Annotated in this window: 18 protein-coding genes; 10 read left to right on the top strand and 8 right to left on the bottom strand. The window is 72.2% G+C overall.

The features are described 5' to 3' along the window. Positions 1–19 precede the first annotated feature (19 nt). From ACFC8N_RS04790 to ACFC8N_RS04770, 5 genes are all read right to left on the bottom strand, one after another. Positions 20–937: a 2-hydroxy-3-oxopropionate reductase gene (locus ACFC8N_RS04790; RefSeq protein ID WP_356025137.1), complete on the bottom strand. Its 918-nt coding sequence runs from the start codon at positions 935–937 to the stop codon at positions 20–22. Positions 938–980: 43 nt separating this feature from the next. Beyond that, positions 981–1,838 carry a TIM barrel protein gene (locus tag ACFC8N_RS04785; protein ID WP_376286423.1) on the bottom strand — a complete coding sequence of 286 codons (858 nt, stop codon included), beginning with the start codon at positions 1,836–1,838 and terminating at the stop codon, positions 981–983. A gap of 197 nt (positions 1,839–2,035) precedes the next feature. After that, a complete protein-coding gene (locus ACFC8N_RS04780; protein WP_376286420.1) occupies positions 2,036–3,400 on the bottom strand; it encodes a DHA2 family efflux MFS transporter permease subunit in 1,365 nt (454 codons plus the stop codon). Positions 3,401–3,416: 16 nt separating this feature from the next. After that, the gene (locus tag ACFC8N_RS04775; protein ID WP_376286417.1) at positions 3,417–4,235 is read right to left on the bottom strand and encodes an alpha/beta fold hydrolase; all 819 of its coding nucleotides are present in this window, start codon (positions 4,233–4,235) and stop codon (positions 3,417–3,419) included. Positions 4,236–4,294: 59 nt separating this feature from the next. After that, positions 4,295–4,753, bottom strand: a complete 459-nt coding sequence (locus ACFC8N_RS04770) for a cupin domain-containing protein (RefSeq protein ID WP_376286414.1) — start codon at positions 4,751–4,753, stop codon at positions 4,295–4,297. A 156-nt stretch (positions 4,754–4,909) separates the two neighbouring features. On the opposite strand from ACFC8N_RS04770, the gene ACFC8N_RS04765 reads away from it, so the two are divergent. The 9 genes from ACFC8N_RS04765 (at position 4,910) to ACFC8N_RS04725 (ending at position 12,946) form a co-directional block, all read left to right on the top strand. Continuing rightward, positions 4,910–5,521 (top strand): TetR/AcrR family transcriptional regulator, encoded by a 612-nt coding sequence (locus ACFC8N_RS04765; protein ID WP_356025147.1) that lies wholly within the window; start codon positions 4,910–4,912, stop codon positions 5,519–5,521. 272 nt (positions 5,522–5,793) lie between these two features. Then, positions 5,794–6,057, top strand: a complete 264-nt coding sequence (locus tag ACFC8N_RS04760) for a hypothetical protein (RefSeq protein WP_356025149.1) — start codon at positions 5,794–5,796, stop codon at positions 6,055–6,057. Further along, the gene (locus ACFC8N_RS04755; RefSeq protein ID WP_356025151.1) at positions 6,054–6,416 is read left to right on the top strand and encodes a helix-turn-helix domain-containing protein; all 363 of its coding nucleotides are present in this window, start codon (positions 6,054–6,056) and stop codon (positions 6,414–6,416) included. The genes ACFC8N_RS04760 and ACFC8N_RS04755 overlap by 4 nt, the downstream gene beginning before the upstream one ends. A 123-nt stretch (positions 6,417–6,539) precedes the next feature. Then, positions 6,540–7,052 carry a 2-oxo-4-hydroxy-4-carboxy-5-ureidoimidazoline decarboxylase gene (gene uraD, locus ACFC8N_RS04750; protein ID WP_356025153.1) on the top strand — a complete coding sequence of 171 codons (513 nt, stop codon included), beginning with the start codon at positions 6,540–6,542 and terminating at the stop codon, positions 7,050–7,052. A gap of 4 nt (positions 7,053–7,056) precedes the next feature. Next, a complete protein-coding gene (gene uraH / locus ACFC8N_RS04745; protein ID WP_376286409.1) occupies positions 7,057–7,464 on the top strand; it encodes a hydroxyisourate hydrolase in 408 nt (135 codons plus the stop codon). A gap of 3 nt (positions 7,465–7,467) precedes the next feature. Continuing rightward, complete coding sequence (gene pucL / locus ACFC8N_RS04740) at positions 7,468–8,391, top strand: factor-independent urate hydroxylase (protein ID WP_376286406.1); 924 nt, start codon at positions 7,468–7,470, stop codon at positions 8,389–8,391. A gap of 67 nt (positions 8,392–8,458) precedes the next feature. Continuing rightward, the gene (locus tag ACFC8N_RS04735; RefSeq protein WP_376286403.1) at positions 8,459–9,871 is read left to right on the top strand and encodes a nucleobase:cation symporter-2 family protein; all 1,413 of its coding nucleotides are present in this window, start codon (positions 8,459–8,461) and stop codon (positions 9,869–9,871) included. Positions 9,872–9,949: 78 nt separating this feature from the next. Then, complete coding sequence (locus ACFC8N_RS04730) at positions 9,950–11,335, top strand: 8-oxoguanine deaminase (RefSeq protein ID WP_362820714.1); 1,386 nt, start codon at positions 9,950–9,952, stop codon at positions 11,333–11,335. A gap of 285 nt (positions 11,336–11,620) precedes the next feature. Continuing rightward, the gene (locus ACFC8N_RS04725; RefSeq protein ID WP_376287096.1) at positions 11,621–12,946 is read left to right on the top strand and encodes a nucleobase:cation symporter-2 family protein; all 1,326 of its coding nucleotides are present in this window, start codon (positions 11,621–11,623) and stop codon (positions 12,944–12,946) included. 18 nt (positions 12,947–12,964) lie between these two features. Here the strand turns inward: ACFC8N_RS04725 and ACFC8N_RS04720 are convergent, their stop codons facing one another. Then, complete coding sequence (locus ACFC8N_RS04720) at positions 12,965–13,762, bottom strand: helix-turn-helix domain-containing protein (protein WP_376286400.1); 798 nt, start codon at positions 13,760–13,762, stop codon at positions 12,965–12,967. A gap of 96 nt (positions 13,763–13,858) precedes the next feature. On the opposite strand from ACFC8N_RS04720, the gene ACFC8N_RS04715 reads away from it, so the two are divergent. Continuing rightward, a complete protein-coding gene (locus tag ACFC8N_RS04715; RefSeq protein ID WP_376286397.1) occupies positions 13,859–14,713 on the top strand; it encodes an NAD(P)H-binding protein in 855 nt (284 codons plus the stop codon). A gap of 18 nt (positions 14,714–14,731) precedes the next feature. On the opposite strand, the gene ACFC8N_RS04710 is transcribed toward ACFC8N_RS04715, so the two are convergent. Both ACFC8N_RS04710 and ACFC8N_RS04705 read right to left on the bottom strand, forming a co-directional pair. Continuing rightward, complete coding sequence (locus ACFC8N_RS04710; RefSeq protein WP_376286395.1) at positions 14,732–15,154, bottom strand: acyl-CoA thioesterase; 423 nt, start codon at positions 15,152–15,154, stop codon at positions 14,732–14,734. A 53-nt stretch (positions 15,155–15,207) separates the two neighbouring features. Beyond that, on the bottom strand, positions 15,208–15,858 hold the full coding sequence (locus ACFC8N_RS04705; RefSeq protein WP_376286392.1) for a hypothetical protein: 651 nt from the start codon (positions 15,856–15,858) through the stop codon (positions 15,208–15,210). Positions 15,859–15,868: the final 10 nt, after the last annotated feature.

The following is a 15,868-nucleotide window of genomic DNA, read 5'->3' as shown; positions in this document are numbered from 1 at the left end:
CCCGGAAGTCTCGGGAGCGTCAGACCTGGGCGCCGGAGAGGCGCTCCACGGCCCGCAGCAGGGCCGAGTGGTCCAGCCCGCCGTCGCCCTGGGCGCGCAGCGAGGCGACCAGCTGGGCGACCACGGCGCCGACCGGCAGGGCGGCACCGACGTTGCGGGCGGCGTCGGTGACGATGCCCATGTCCTTGTGGTGCAGGTCGATGCGGAAGCCCGGCTTGAAGTCGCGGTTCAGGAAGTTGTCCTTCTTGCGCGTCAGCACGGTCGAGCCGGCGAGGCCCCCGTTGAGGACGTCCAGGGCGGCCGCGAGGTCCACGCCCGACTTCTCCAGGAAGACCACGGCCTCGGCGCACGCCTGGATGTTGACGGCGACGATCAGCTGGTTGGCCGCCTTCACGGTCTGGCCGGAGCCGTGCGGGCCGCACAGCACGATGGTCCTGCCCAGCGCGTCGAAGATCGGCTTGGCCTGGTCGAAGTCCGCCTGCTCACCGCCGACCATGATCGACAGCACGGCCTCGACGGCGCCGGCCTCACCGCCGGACACCGGGGCGTCGAGCACCCGGATGCCCTTGTCCTTGGCCGCGGCGGCCAGGTCGACGGAGGTCTGCGGGGTGATCGAGGACATGTCGATCAGCAGGGCGCCCTGCCTGGCGTTCTCCAGGATGCCGTCGGGGCCGTAGGAGATGGCCTCGACCTGCGGGGACGCGGGCACCATCGTGATCACCACGTCGGCGTCGCGCACGGCCTCGGCGATCGAGCCGGCCACGGTGCCGCCGGCGGCGGCCAGGCGGTCCAGCTTGTCCTGCTCCAGCGTGAAGCCGGTGACGTCGTAACCCGCCTTGATCAGGTTCTCGGACATGGGGGAGCCCATGATGCCGAGGCCGATCCACGCGATCGCAGGGCGGGCCGGGCGGGAGGAATCAGTAAGGTTGCTGCTCATGATTGGGGGTGCCTCTCTCAACTGCCTTGCAAAGTCAGGGGGTTCAGCGGGCGGCACGCGCCTCGCGCGGGAGCCAGTCGAAGGACTCCGCGCTCGGGCGGTCGCCGGCCTTGTACTCCAGGCCGACCCAGCCGTCGTAACCGGCCTTCCTCAGCTGGTCGAGCAGGTCCTCCAGCGGGAGCGAGCCGGTGCCGGGGGCGCCGCGGCCGGGGTTGTCCGCGATCTGGACGTGACCGGTCTTCGCCGCGTACCGCTCGATCACCGAGGGCAGGTCCTCGCCGTTCATGGACAGGTGGTACAGGTCCATCAGGAACGTCGCGTTCCCGAGGCCCGTCGCCTCGTTGACCTTGTCCACGATCTCGATCGCCCGGGGCGCGCTCACGATCGGGCACTTCGGCGACTCGGGCCGGTTGAGGGCCTCGATCAGGATCGTCCCGCCGACCCGGCCGACGGCCCGGGCCGCGAGCACCAGGTTCTCCAGGGCGAGCGCGTCCTGCTCGGCCGGGTCCACGCCGTCGACGCGGTTGCCGTACAGGGCGTTGAACGTCGTGCAGCCCAGGGACTGGCCGAAGGCGATGGCCACGTCGATGTTGGCGCGGAACCTGTCCGACTCCGCACCCGGGATCGACAGGGCGCCGCGGTCCGGGCCCGGCAGTTGTCCGGCGTAGAAGTTCAGGCCCGTGAGCTGGACGCCCGCCTCCTCGATCGCCTTCTTCAGGGCGTCGAGCTCGGCCTGCTCGGGGGTGGGGGAGTCGACCCAGGGCCACCACAGCTCGACCGCCGTGAAGCCCGCCGCGGCGGCCGCCGCGGGGCGCTCCAGGAGCGGGAGTTCCGTGAAGAGGATCGACAGGTTGACGTTGAAGCGCTGGTCTGCGGCTGTGCTCCATCCAGAACCTGGCATCGGGGGCCGCGCTCCCTTCCGTGATCGACGTCGCCGACTTCCGTATTCCGTATTATGGAAGTTCGTTTCTGCGTAATGGAAGATTGCCGTCGGGTGTCGGCGCTTGTCAAGGGGGGGCCGGTCACCGGGCATGCGAAAAGCCCGGCAGGGCGCGTCCTGCCGGGCTCGTGGTCCGGGGGGTTCCGACGATCGCGGTGTTATGGCACGGCGGCGGCTGCCGAGCGCCCGGATGCGAGTGTGCCAAGGGCGAGGATGGCCGCACCGCAGCCGGCGATGATCCACCAGGCGGCCGGACCCGAGCCGGCGGCGACCGCGGCGCCGATCACCGCGATGCCGAGGGAGGAGCCGATCTGACGGCTGGTCGCCGCGATGGCGGCGGCGACCCCGGCCCGGTCGCGCGGCAGGCCGGACACCGCCGTGTAGGTGATCGGCGCGTTGACGAAGCCGAACCCGAGGCCGAACAGCGTGTACGTGAGATACAGCAGGATGTCCGAGGGGCGGGCGGAGCGGGTGGCGGCGACGGCCAGCACACCGCTCGCGGTGATGCCGGCCCCCGCGACGAGCAGGGGAGTGCGCGGGCCGCGGCTGCCCACGATCCGCCCGGACAGCGGCGGGCACACCAGGGACAGCGCGGCCATCGGCAGCAGGTGCAGCCCGGCGTCCAGGGCGCTCAGCCCCAACTGCCGTTGCAGATAGAGGGTGTTGGTGAACAGGAAACCGCCGAGCGCGGCGAAGGCGAGGACCGCCGTCGCGGTGGCTCCGCCGAAGGACGCGCTGCGGAAGAGCCGCGGCTCGATCAGCGGTTCGGCGCGCCGGTTCTCGTACGGTACGAAGACGGCGAGCGCGCACCCCGCGGCGATCAGGCAAGCCACGATCGGCGGCGCGGTCCAGCCCTCGCCGGGCGCCTCGATGACGGCGTACGTCAGTGTGCCGAGCAGGACGATCAGCAGGAGCTGCCCCACCGGGTCGGCCCGCCGGGTGCGCGGTGCGCGGGACTCCGGCACGAACAGCGCGGCCAGCGCGCACGCGGCCGGCCCGATCGGCACGTTCAGCCAGAACACCGATCGCCACCCGAACGATTCCACCAGTACGCCGCCGAGGACCGGTCCGGCCGCCATGCTGAGGCCGACGATCCCGCCCCAGACGCCGATGGCCCGTGCGCGCTCGCGGGGCTCGGTGAACGTGTTGGTGAGGATGGCCATGGCGACGGGGGTGAGCATGCTGCCGCCCGCCGCCTGCACCGTGCGGAAGGCCACCAGCCAGCCGGTCGTGGGTGCCAGGCCGCACAGGGCCGACCCGGCGGTGAACAGCACGAGGCCGAGCTGGAAGACCCGTCGGCGTCCTACCCGGTCGGCGGTGGCACCGGCCAGGGTCAGCAGCGAGGCCAGGACGAGGGTGTAGGCGTCGAGTGTCCACTGCAGGCCGGAGACCGAGGAGTCCAGGTCGCGCTGTATCGACGGCAGCGCGACGTTGAGGACGGTGACGTCGAGACTGACCAGCAGCACGCTCAGGCAGCAGACGGCCAGGACCGGCACGCGCCGCCCGTGTCGGGGGACGGGCATGTGGCTCCCCTCGTGCTCAGTTGCCGGGCCGGTCGGTGGCGTGGGCGTCGGCGAAGTCCCATACCGTCGCGAGGAGTTGCTCAGGGGTTTCGATCTGGGGCATGTGGCCGGTGCGGAGGAGGAGCTGGAACCGGGCGCCGGGGACGGCGTCGGCGTACGCCCGTCCGTAGTCGGTGTCGACGACCTGGTCGCTCTCGCCCCATGCGACGAGGACCGGGTGCGTGACCTTGGCCAGGCGCTCGCGCAGGGTGGGGTCGGCCATGGCGTGCGGGCCCGAATAGACCTGCAGCGCGGCGCGGTTGGCGACGGCCGCCGCGCGCTGCTCGTCGGAGAACGTGGCGGGGTCGATGCGGAACTTCTCGACGTCGTGGAAGGAGAGAGCGGACAGCTCGGCGGGCGTCAGGGTGAAGGGGTCGGCGACCGGGTGGCCGGGGACGTGGATGCCGGCGGCGTTGACGAGGACGACACTGCCGATCCGGTCGCTGCCGAGCAGGGCCATCTCGGCGGCGATCCAGCCGCCTATGGAGTTGCCGACGACGGTGACGTCCTCCAGGCCGAGCTCGTCCAGCAGCCGTACGTAGACCCGGGCGAGGGTGGGCACGTCGGTCAGCCATTCGGGCCTGGCGGTGCCGCCGAAGCCGGGGTGGACCGGGGTGATGACCCGGGCCGGCCGCTGCTCGGCGAGGAGCCCGGCGAAGGCGGCGACGGTCTGCGGGCCGCCGCCGCCGTGCAGGAGCAGGAAGGGATGGCCCTTGCCCCGCTCGTCGACGGTGAAGCGCAGGTCGGCGTCGCCGGAGTCGAGGGTGAGGGTGATCGTGCGGGCGGTGCTGGTCATGGGAGTCTCCGAGTCGGTTTTTGCTGTCGGGGGTTGTCGGGGGTCACTGACGCGGGCCGTCACGCGTGGTCGGTGGCCGGAACGGTGGCGTACCGGCTCATCACCTCGACCGTGGCCTGCGGGGTGAGTTCCTGGCCGCCGGCGATCATGTCCCGCAGGTCGCGGAAGTACTGCACGTACAGGTCGGGCGTGAAGGTGTTGAGCATCACCGCCGGCTCGTCGCCGTGGTTGGCGAAGGTGTGCGGCGCGCCGGGCGGGATCATCGCGAGCGTCCCGGCCGGCGCGACGTGCGTGGTCTCGCCGACGGTGAAGTGCACGGTGCCGGAGACGACGTAGAAGCCCTCGTCGTGCTGGGCGTGGCGGTGTTGTGGCGGCCCTTCGGTGTGCGGGGCGAGGGTGATCTCGCCGATCCCGATCCGGTGACCGGTGGTGCTGCCGTCTTCCAGGATGCGGATCTGTGCCGGTCCCAGGCGGATCGTCTCGCCGTCGTCCGGACCGACCACGGAAGCCTGTGTCATTGCGGTCTCCTTCGTGAGAGCCAACTCTCGTGAAGGAGAGTAGAGGGTCGACTCTCCTTGTGCAAGTGGACTCTCATGAAGAGGGTCGGCAGTGATAAAGTGGCCGTGAACGGGACGGGCGGGAACGCCGGACGAGCAGGGAGGGAGGCGGCACCGATGCCGACGCCGATCGACACCGGCCGCAGCAATCAGAAGCGGCGCACGCGTGCTGCGATCGTCGAGGCCGCGAGCGGTCTCATCGCCGCGGGCGGCGAGGTGAGCATGCCGGCGGTCGCGCGCGCGGCCATGGTCTCCGAGCCCACCGCCTACCGGTACTTCCCCGACCTCCCGTCGCTGATCGGCGAGGCCCTGGCCGGCGCCTGGCCGCCCCCCGCCGAGGCCCTCGCCCCGGTCGCGGACTCCACCGACCCCGTCGAACGGGTCGCCTTCGCCTGCGCGTTCCTGCTCCGCGGCATACTCCGCCGCCAGGGGGCGGTGCGCGCGATGATCGCGGCCACCGTCGCCCGGCCCGCGGCGGCGGCCGAACGGCCCGGGATCCGGTTCGGGCTGATCGACCACGCGCTCGCCCCTCTCGAAGGGACGCTGGCCACCACGGACCCGGAAGCCTTCGCCCAGCTGAAGCGGGACCTCGCCGTGGTCGTCAGCGCCGAAGCCCTCTTCACCCTCACCGACCTGTGCGGCCTCGCCCCGGACGACGCCGTCGCGAGCGCGGTGCGGACGGCGACCACGCTCACCGAAGCCGCGGTGCGCACGGCCGCGCAGGGATGAGCCGGGGCGTCCACGGACGGCCCCGGCCGTCTCCTGTGGCTCCGCGGGCCCGTGGCTCCGCGGGAATCGGCTCCGCGCACCCGGCGCACCGCAGCCCCGGTCGGCTAGGGTCGCCTCGTGGCGGACGGACCGGCGCCGTCGCGTGAAACGGATCGGCCTGCGGTGGATCGCGACCGTGGCGCAGTCGGTCGCTGTGCCCTCGGCGCGCCCGATGTGCCCACTCGGTGGGTGATTCGGTAAAAGCGCAGGTCAGAAGGGTGTTTAGGGGTACTGTGCGATTGAGAGTGGAGTTCACGACCGAACCCTTCGACCTGGACGAGGCGCCCGCGCACGCCCTGGCGGCGCGGGAGGTCATCGAGACGGCCGAGCTGGACGCCGTCGACGTCGGCCCGTTCGGCAACACGGCGGAGGGCGGAGCGGACCGCGTCCTGACGGCCGTGGACGCGCTGCTGCGCAGGAGCCTGAAGGCCGGTGCCACCCGGGTCTCGCTCCAGGTCAACGTGATCGACGACGGGTTCGGGGAGGGCGATAGATGAGTGGCGACGAGCCCTTCATCGCCGCGGTGAAGCCGCTGGTGGACGCGATGGGCGGGGAGATCCTGCCGCCGGACGAGGCGAGGGAGGAGGACGTCGTCCTCGCCTGGGAGGGCGTCGACGTCGTCGCCGTACGCCTGCCCCAGCTCGCCGACTCCCTCGACCACATCCTGGCGGCCATGGAGCGCCGGCGGGGGCGGCCGCTGGCCGAGCTGGACCGCAAGGCCAAGCAGGAGGTCGTACGGACCCTGGAGGCGCGCGGCGCGTTCGCCGTCCGGCACGGGGTGGAAACGGTCGCCGGCGCGCTCGGCGTCAGCAGGTTCACGGTGTACAACTACCTCAACCGGGACAAAGGTGCGTAGTGCCCTGAAGCGGCGCGCCTGTTACGCGGAATTTTCAACAAAGTGTTGACGTGACGTTCCCGGGGGCGTTCACTATCGGCAGCCCGTTCAGCACGAAGGCCGTTTCCGGCCACGGAGGCTCCCGTGACGACGACTCCCACGCCCCCGGGTCTGGCCCGGTTCAACGACCTGGAGGAACGCGAGGCCCTCGCCGCCCTCCACGAGGCGTGCGCCTCCGCCGAGTGGGGCCGGCGCGTCAGCGCCGCCCGCCCGTACGCCACCACCGACGACCTGTACGCCGCCAGCGACGCCGCCATGGCCGGGCTGAGCGGCGACGACCTCGCGGAGGCGATGGCGGGACACCCGCCGATCGGGCGCCCCAGGCCGGGCGATCCGACCTCCGCCCGCGAGCAGCGCGGCATGGCCGGCGCCTCCGAGGACCTCAAGGCCGAGATGCTCGACCTCAACCTGGCCTACCAGGAGAAGTTCGGCCACGTCTTCCTGATCTGCGCCACCGGCCGGACCGGCGAGCAGATGCGCGACGCGGTCAAGGAGCGCATCGGGAACGCGCCGGAGCAGGAACGGGAGATCGTCCGCACCGAGCTGGGCAAGATCAACCGTATCCGCCTGGCCCGACTCGTCGAAGAGGACGCCTGACACCATGAGCACCAGCACCACCGCCTCCGTGTCCACGCACATCCTGGACACCTCGGTCGGCCGCCCCGCCGAGGGCGTCGCCGTCCAGCTCTTCGCCCGCACCGGCAGGAGCGCGGACTGGCAGGCGCTCGGCGGCTCCGCGACCGACGCGGACGGGCGGTGCAAGGACCTGCCGGCCCTGCCGGAGGGAACCACCCACGTACGGCTCGACTTCGCCGTCGAACCGTACTTCGAAGACAAGACTGCGAACCAGCAAGCCGATGCGCAGCAGGACGCCCCCGCGAATCGGGACAGCGGACGCGGCGTGTTCTTCCCGGAGGTGGCGATCACGTTCGCCGTCGTGCCGGGCGAGCATTACCACGTGCCGCTGCTGCTCAACCCGTTCGGCTACTCCGTTTACCGAGGGAGCTAGCGAATGCCCACCATCCTGGGACAGAACCAGTACGGCAAGGCCGAGAACCGAGTCGTCAAGATCACGCGGGACGGCGCCACCCATCACATCAAGGACCTCAACGTCTCCGTCGCGCTGAGCGGCGACATGGAGGAGGTCCACTACTCCGGCTCCAACGCCAACGTCCTGCCGACCGACACCACCAAGAACACGGTGTACGCGTTCGCCAAGGAGTACGGGATCGAGTCCGCCGAGCAGTTCGGCATCCACCTCGCCCGCCACTTCGTCACCTCGCAGGAGCCGATCAGGACCGCGCGGATCCGGATCGAGGAGTACGCCTGGGAGCGGATCGAGACCTCCGACGCCAACTCGAAGTTCATCGGCGCGGACGACGTCAAGCACTCCTTCGTCCGCAAGGGCCAGGAGACCCGCGTCACCCAGATCACCTACGACGGTGCGCGCTGGGAGGTCATCTCCGGCCTGAAGGACCTGGTCGTGATGAACTCGACCAACTCCGAGTTCTGGGGCTACGTCAAGGACAAGTACACCACCCTCCAGGAGGCGTACGACCGGATCCTCGCCACCCAGGTCTCCGGCCGCTGGCGGTTCAACTGGACCGACGACGAGCAGAAGATGCCCCACTGGGAGAAGTCCTACGAGCAGGTCAAGAAGCACATGCTCCAGGCCTTCGCCGAGACGTACTCGCTCTCCCTGCAGCAGACGCTGTACCAGATGGGCTCGCGCATCATCAACAACCGCAGCGAGATCGACGAGGTCCGCTTCTCGCTGCCGAACAAGCACCACTTCCTCGTCGATCTGGAGCCGTTCGGGCTCAAGAACGACAACGAGGTCTACTTCGCCGCCGACCGTCCCTACGGCCTCATCGAGGCCACCATCCTGCGGGACGGCTGTGAGGCCCGTATCCCGGTCGACATGACCAACCTCTGACGCGGGACGCGGACCCCCGGCCCCGCCGCCCGCGCGGCCGGGGGCCCGCCACACCGGAGGGAACGAAATGGCTCAGCCTGCGAAGGGGCCCGACACAGCCCCGTGTTCCACCCCGCCGGCGCACACCGAGGGCGCCGTCACGTCCGTGCACCCGGTGGACGAGAAGCTCCACCCCACGCGGCTCGCCCCCGCCGCGCTCCAGCACATCGCCGCCATGTACGCGGGCGTGGTCACTCCTCCGCTCATCATCGGCCAGGCCTGCGGGCTCGACCTCGCGGCCCGCACCCGGCTGATCGCCGCGAGCCTGCTCGTCGCGGGCGTCGCGACCCTCCTGCAGACCCTCGGTGTCAAGGGCTTCGTCGGCAACCGGCTGCCCTTCGTCAACGCCGCCTCCTCGGCCGGCATCGCCCCGATCCTCGCGATCGCCGAGACCAACGCCAAGGGGCACCAACTCCCCGCCGTCTACGGCGCGGTGATGGTCGCCGGTGTCTTCTGCCTCGCCGTCGGCCCGTTCTTCGGACGGCTGCTGCGCTTCTTCCCGCCGCTCGTCACCGGCGTCGTCATCACCCTGATCGGCGTCACCCTGATGCCCGTCCCGGTGAGCTGGGCGCAGGGCGGCGACAGGACCGCCCCCGACTTCGGCGCCATGAGCCACCTCGCGCTGGCCGGGTTCACCCTCGCGGTCATCCTGCTGATCCAGCGCTTCGGCCGCGGCTTCGTCCAGCAGGTCGCCCTGCTCCTCGGACTGCTCATCGGCACGCTGGCGGCGATCCCGTTCGGCATGGCCGACTTCAGCGCCCTGAAGTCCGCGCCCCTCGCCGCGCTGCCGGCACCGTTCGCCTTCGGCGCCCCCGAGTTCCAGCCCGCGGCGATCCTGTCGCTGTGCATCGTCATGCTGGTCCTGATGACCGAGTCCAGCGCCGGCATGCTGGCCCTCGGCGAGATCTGCGACCGCCGCACCGACGCGCGGACCATCACCCGCGGCCTGCGCACCGACGGCATCGCCACCCTGCTCGGCCCCGTCTTCGGCGGCTTCCCCACCTCCGCCTTCGCACAGAACGTCGGCGTGGTCTCGCTGACCCGGGTGCGCAGCCGCTACGTCGTCGCCGTCGCCGGCGGCGCCCTGCTGGTCCTCGGCGCCTTCCCGGTGCTCGGCGCGGTCGTCTCCCTGGTGCCGATGCCGGTCCTCGGCGGCGCGGGCATCGTCCTGTTCGGCTCGATCGCGGTCAGCGGCATCCGTACCCTGTCGGAGGCGGGCCTCGACGACAGCTCCAACATCATCCTGGTCGCCGTCGCGCTCGGCGCGGGCATCATCCCGCTGGCCGCGCCGACCTTCTACGCGGACTTCCCGGCCTGGGCGCAGACCGTGCTCGGCTCCGGCATCAGCGCGGGCGCCGTGGTCGCCGTCCTGCTCAATCTGTTCTTCCACCATCTCGGCACCCGGAGCGGCGGCCCCGCCCCGGCACTCAAATCCTCCTAGGGTCCTGCCGTGCCCTCCCCGCGGACACTCCCTCCCCGCCCTGTTCGCGGATCCGCCACTGAAAGACAAGGAAGCACCATGGCACCATCGGCAGCCCAGCGCATCGTCATCGAGAACTGCGCCATCGCGACCGTGGATGCGGGCGACACCGAGTACGCCTCCGGGTACCTGGTCCTCGCCGGCAACCGCATCGAGTCGCTCGGCGCGGGCCAGGCCCCCGAAGGCCTCGACAACGTGGTGCGCCGGATCGACGCGAGCGGCCATCTGGCCACGCCCGGTCTGGTCAACACCCACCACCACTTCTACCAGTGGATCACCCGGGGCCTGGCCACCGACCACAACCTGTTCAACTGGCTCGTCGCGCTCTACCCCACCTGGGCGCGCATCGACGAGCGGATGACGTACGCGGCCGCGCAGGGCTCCCTCGCCATGATGGCCCGCGGCGGTGTCACCACCGCCATGGACCACCACTACGTCTTCCCGCACGGCTCCGGCGACCTGTCCGGGTCGATCATCCGGGCCGCCGCCGAGACGGGCGTGCGCTTCACGCTGGCCCGCGGCTCGATGGACCGCAGCGAGAAGGACGGCGGCCTGCCGCCGGACTTCGCCGTCGAGACCCTGGAGGGCGCGCTCGCGGCGACCGAGGAGACCGTCAAGAAGCACCACGACTCCTCCTTCGACGCCATGACCCAGGTGGCCGTGGCCCCCTGCTCGCCGTTCTCCGTCTCCACCGAACTCCTCAGGCAGGGCGCCGAGCTGGCCCGCCGCCTCGGCGTACGGCTGCACACCCACGGCTCGGAGACCGTGGAGGAGGAGAAGTTCTGCCACGAGCTGTTCGGCATGGGCCCGACCGACTACTTCGAGTCCACCGGCTGGCTCGGCGAGGACGTGTGGATGGCGCACTGCGTCCACATGAACGACTCCGACATCGCCGCCTTCGCCCGCACGAGGACCGGCGTCGCCCACTGCCCGTCCTCCAACGCCCGCCTCGCGGCCGGGATCGCACGGGTCCCGGACATGCTCGCGGCCGGCGTCCCGGTCGGCCTCGGTGTCGACGGCACGGCGTCCAACGAGTCGGGCGAGCTGCACACCGAACTGCGCAACGCCCTGCTGATCAACCGCCTCGGCAGCCACCGCGAGGCCGCGCTGAACGCCCGCCAGGCGCTGCGGCTCGGCACCCACGGCGGCGCCCGGGTGCTCGGCCGCGGCGACCAGATCGGCTCGCTGGAGCCGGGCAAGCTGGCCGACGTGGTGCTGTGGAAGATGGACACCCTCGCCCACGCCTCCATCGCCGACCCGGTCACCGCGCTGGTCTTCGGCGCGGCGGCCCCGGTCACCGCGTCCTTCGTCAACGGCGAGCAGATCGTGGAGAACGGCCGCCTGCTCACCGTCGACGAGGACACCATCGCCCGCTCCACCCGCGAGGAGGCCCAGCGCCTCGCCCGGATCGCCGCCCAGGGCTGATCCCCTTCGGACTCCGGCCGAGAGGGACGGCTCCCGGCCGGGCCCGTGAACCCGAGCGGGGTTCACGGGAGCCGTTCCGGGGCAGGTGCGCACGCACCCGCCCCGGAACGGTCACCCACCCCCCACTGTTCACCCCCGTCACGGTCCCGCACGACCACACGCACCACCTCCCTGAAACCCACGTCGACGACGACGTGTCAACCGCCCGGAGGAGCCGCCGTGGCCGCCCAGCCTGTCGCCCGACCCGTCGCCCATCCCGTCGACGAGAAACTCCCCGCCCTGAAAATGGCGACCAGCGGCCTGCAGCATGTGGCCGCCATGTACGCGGGGGTCGTCGCACCTCCCCTGATCGTCGGCGCGGCCGTAGGCCTGTCCGGCACCGACCTCACCTTCCTCACCGGGGCCTGCCTGTTCACGGCGGGGCTCGCCACCTTCCTCCAGACCCTCGGCTTCTGGAAGATCGGCGCCCGGCTGCCCTTCGTCAACGGCGTCACCTTCGCCGGAGTCGCCCCGATGACCGCCATCGTCGCCTCCGCCAAGGACAAGTCCGACGCCCTGCCGATGATCTTCGGCGCGGTCATCGTCGCCGGTCTCCTCGGCTTCCTCGCCGCCCCCTTCTTCAGCAAGGCCGTCCGCTTCTTCCCGCCCGTCGTCACCGGCTCGGTCATCACCCTGATCGGCGTCTCCCTGCTGCCCGTCGCCTTCGGCTGGGCCCAGGGCCCGAACCCCGCCGCGCACGACTACGGCTCGACGACCTACCTCACCCTCGCCGGCATCACCCTGCTGCTCGTCCTGCTGCTGCGCCGCTTCACCCGGGGCTTCGTCAAACAGATCGCCGTCCTGCTCGGCCTGGTCCTCGGCACGCTCATCGCGATACCGTTCGGCGTCACCGACTTCACCCCCGTCACCAAGGCGGCCGTCGTCGGCTTCCCGACCCCGTTCCACTTCGGCGCCCCCACCTTCCACCTCGCGGCCATCCTGTCGATGTGCGTGGTGATGGTCGTCTCCATGACCGAGTCCACCGCCGACATGCTCGCCCTCGGCGAGATCGTCGAGCGCCCCTCGGACGAGAAGGTCATCGCGGCCGGCCTGCGTGCCGACACCCTCGGCTCCGCGCTCAGCCCGTTCTTCAACGGCTTCATGTGCAGCGCGTTCGCGCAGAACATCGGCCTCGTCGCGATGACGCGGATCCGCAGCCGCTTCGTGGTCGCCGCGGGCGGCGGCTTCCTGGTCCTCATGGGCCTGTGCCCGATGGCCGCGTCGCTGATCGCCGTCGTACCCCGCCCCGTCCTCGGCGGCGCCGGCGTCGTCCTGTTCGGCTCGGTCGCCGCGAGCGGCATCCAGACCCTGGTCCGGGCCGGCCTGGAGAAGGACAACAACGTCCTGATCGTCGCCGTCTCCCTGGCCGTCGGGATCATCCCGATCACCGCGCCCGGCTTCTACCACGCCTTCCCCGGGACCGCGAAGATCGTCCTGGACTCGGGCATCTCCACCGGGTGCGTGACGGCGGTGATCCTCAACCTCCTCTTCAACCACCTCGGCAAGGGCCGGGAGGCCGAGGACGTCACCCACCCGATGGAGGCGGGAGCGGAACTCACCCCCGCGCACTGACCGCCGCCGCGCTCGTCCTCACCCCCGCGCCTGGCAGGGCGTCAGGGACGGCAGCCGGCCGGTGAGGTACGAGCGCGGCGGAACGCCCATCAGGGCACGGAAGTCGGACGTCATGTGCGCCTGGTCGAAGTACCCGGTGACGGCGGCGAGTTGGGACCACGGGGCGTCACCGGCCCGGGTGACGAGCGTGCGCACGCGGTCGATGCGGGTGTAGTGCTTGGGGGAGACCCCGACCCCCTCGGCGAACAGCTTGCGCAACTGCCGTTCGCTGACCGCGAGTTCCCGGGCCGCCTCACGCACCTGGGCCGGCGTCCGGTCCGGCCGGACCGACAGCGCGTCGACCCCCGCCCGCAGCAGTGCCGTACGGGCGGGGTCCACGGCGTCCGACAGCGGTCCGGGCAGCGTCCCGGCGAGCCGCGGCAGCGGATCGCCCGGATCCAGCCGGCGCAGCGCGGCCGCGAGCAGCTCGGGCATCGCTCCCGGCAGCGCCTCCAACGGCACGGCCCGGCCGGCCAGTTCGGCGGCGGCGACCCCGAGCAGCGGGCGGGTCATGCCCGGCGTGAGACGCAGCTCGACACACCGCAGACGGGCCTTGCCCTCGTGGTACGAGGCCCGCACCCGCGGCCCGACCGCGAGCACGTCGCGCCGCCCGTCCGCGGCCACCCGCAGCACCACCTTGGTGACCGCGGTGGGCAGCCGCACGAAGGGCTCCTCGGTGTGCTCGGCGTCGGACAGGGACAGCGTGCGCACCCCGGCGATCCAGGGGCGCAGCACCTCGGGCACGGTCAGGACCCGCGCGGCGACGGTGTTCGGCATCACTCCACCGTACGCGCGCCGCACCCGCTTCCGGGCGGGCGAACCGTGCCGGAATTTCCAAGAGAACGGCGCCCCGCGCGGCCCATCGTGGACCGCATGATTCTGGTGACGGGTGCCACGGGCACCACCGGCAGCGAGGTCGTACGACAGCTCACCGCGCGCGGCGAGAAGGTCCGCGCCCTGACCCGCGACCCGGGACGGGCCCAGCTGCCCGCCGGGGTGGAGACGGTCCGCGGGGACTACGCCGACCCCGGCTCCCTCGCGGCGGCGATGGCTGGGGTGCGGGCCGCGTACCTGGTGTGCCCGCCCGGTCCCGGTGCACGCCACGACACGGCGCTGGTGGCGGCGGCCCGGGCGGCGGGGGTGCGGCGGCTGGTGAAGCTCTCCGCCATCGGCACCGACGACTCCGCGGCCGGCCCTTCCGCCGCCTGGCACGGCGAGGGGGAGCGGGCGGTCCGGGAGAGCGGTGCCGAATGGACGGTCCTGCGGCCGTCGTCGTTCGCCTCGAACACGCTGGCCTGGGCGCAGGCCGCCCGGCGGGGCGAGCCGGTGCCGAACATGACCGCCGACGGGGCGTCCGGCGTGATCGACCCGCGCGACATCGCCGAGGTGGCGGTGCGGGCCCTGCTGGAGGACGCGCACGACGGGCGGACGTACACCCTGACCGGACCGGCGGCGATCAGCGTCCCGGACCAGGCCGCCGCCCTCACCGCGGTCCTCGGCCGCCCGGTCGCCACCCGCGACCTGACGCCCGACGAGACGGCCGAATTCCTGCGCACCACGTGGGGGATCGACGAGACGCGGATGGCGGGCGTGCTGACCGGTGTCGCGTATATGCGCGACGGCCGCAACGCCCTCGTCACCGACGACGTGCCCGAGGTGCTGGGCCGCCCGGCCCGCACCTTCCGCGAGTGGGCCGAGGACCACAGGGCAGCCTTCGGCACGGCCTGAGCGGGTACGGCCCGGCGGCTACAGGCCGAACAGGGCGAGGTCCGTCGTCAGCTCTTCGAACACCGTGCGCGGGTCGGCGACCAGCTTGCGCTCCTGGAGATCCAGCAGCCCGCCGACCGCGCTGACCTCGGCCGCCAGGGTGCCGTCGGTCTTGCGGACCTCCTGCACGATCCGGAACGTCTTGCCGCCGCTCCACTCGAACGCGCAGGTCACGTCGACCTCGTCGCCGGCGAGCAGCTCGCGCCGGAAGCGGATGGTCGTCTCCAGCGCCACCGGGCCCACCCCCCGGCCCACGAGCCGGGCCTGGCTTATTCCGGCCGCCTGGAGCAGCGACCAGCGGGCGTGCTCCGCGTAGTTGAGGTACACGGACTGGTTGAGATGCCCCTGTGTGTCGGTCTCGTAGCCACGGACGGTCACACGGACGGAAAACGGTTCGGCCACTGCCTGCCCTTCCTCGCGTTCACAGTTGCGGTCGGTCGATCCTGGCACGCAGCTCACACCCGGCGCGGCGAGGCCAGCAGATACCGGGTCCCGGTCCGCGGCTCGGTGTACTCGCCCGGCTGCCAGCCCGCGCGCTCCAGCGTGGCCGCGCAGTCCGCCAGGGCCTGGGCGTCCGGCGCGTACACGGCGACGGCCTCCGGCTGCGGGGTCGCCCGCACCCGGTAGCCGTCCGCCCGCCCGTCCGCCGGACGGTGCCCGGCCGCCTCCAGCGCGAGCGCCGCGGCCCGCACGAGATGTGCCCGCTCCCAGCCGCACGGGCGGTCCGCCGCGCCGTCGGCGTTGGTCATCCGGCGCAGCTCCAGCAGCCCCTGCCACGCGCTGTGCACCTCCCGCGCCCGCGCCGGCCCCGCCCCGGCGGCCTCGTCCGCGCCGCCGGCCCGCGCCGCGAACACCCCCGCCCCGGCCGCCGGATCCGCCACCGGCCCGTCCGCCGGTGCGGCGTCTGCCGGTGCGGCGTCCGCCGCCTCGCGTATCCGATGCCCCGCCGGGGTCAGGAAGTACGCGTGCGGCGGCCGCGGATGGCGGAACACCAGCCCGCGCCTCAGCAGCGCCGCGAGCTGTGCCTCCGTCCCCCGCACCCGCCCGGTGACCGGGTCGGCCCCGTCGATCACCCGCCGCTGCGCGGCACTCGGCGCTCGGGTCACAGCCGTACTC

Source organism: Streptomyces sp. NPDC055966 (genome assembly GCF_042269865.1).
Taxonomy (GTDB): Bacteria; Actinomycetota; Actinomycetes; order Streptomycetales; family Streptomycetaceae; genus Streptomyces.
The sequence above is the reverse complement of the archived record's forward strand: the minus strand, read 5'-3'. Positions and strand labels throughout refer to the sequence as shown.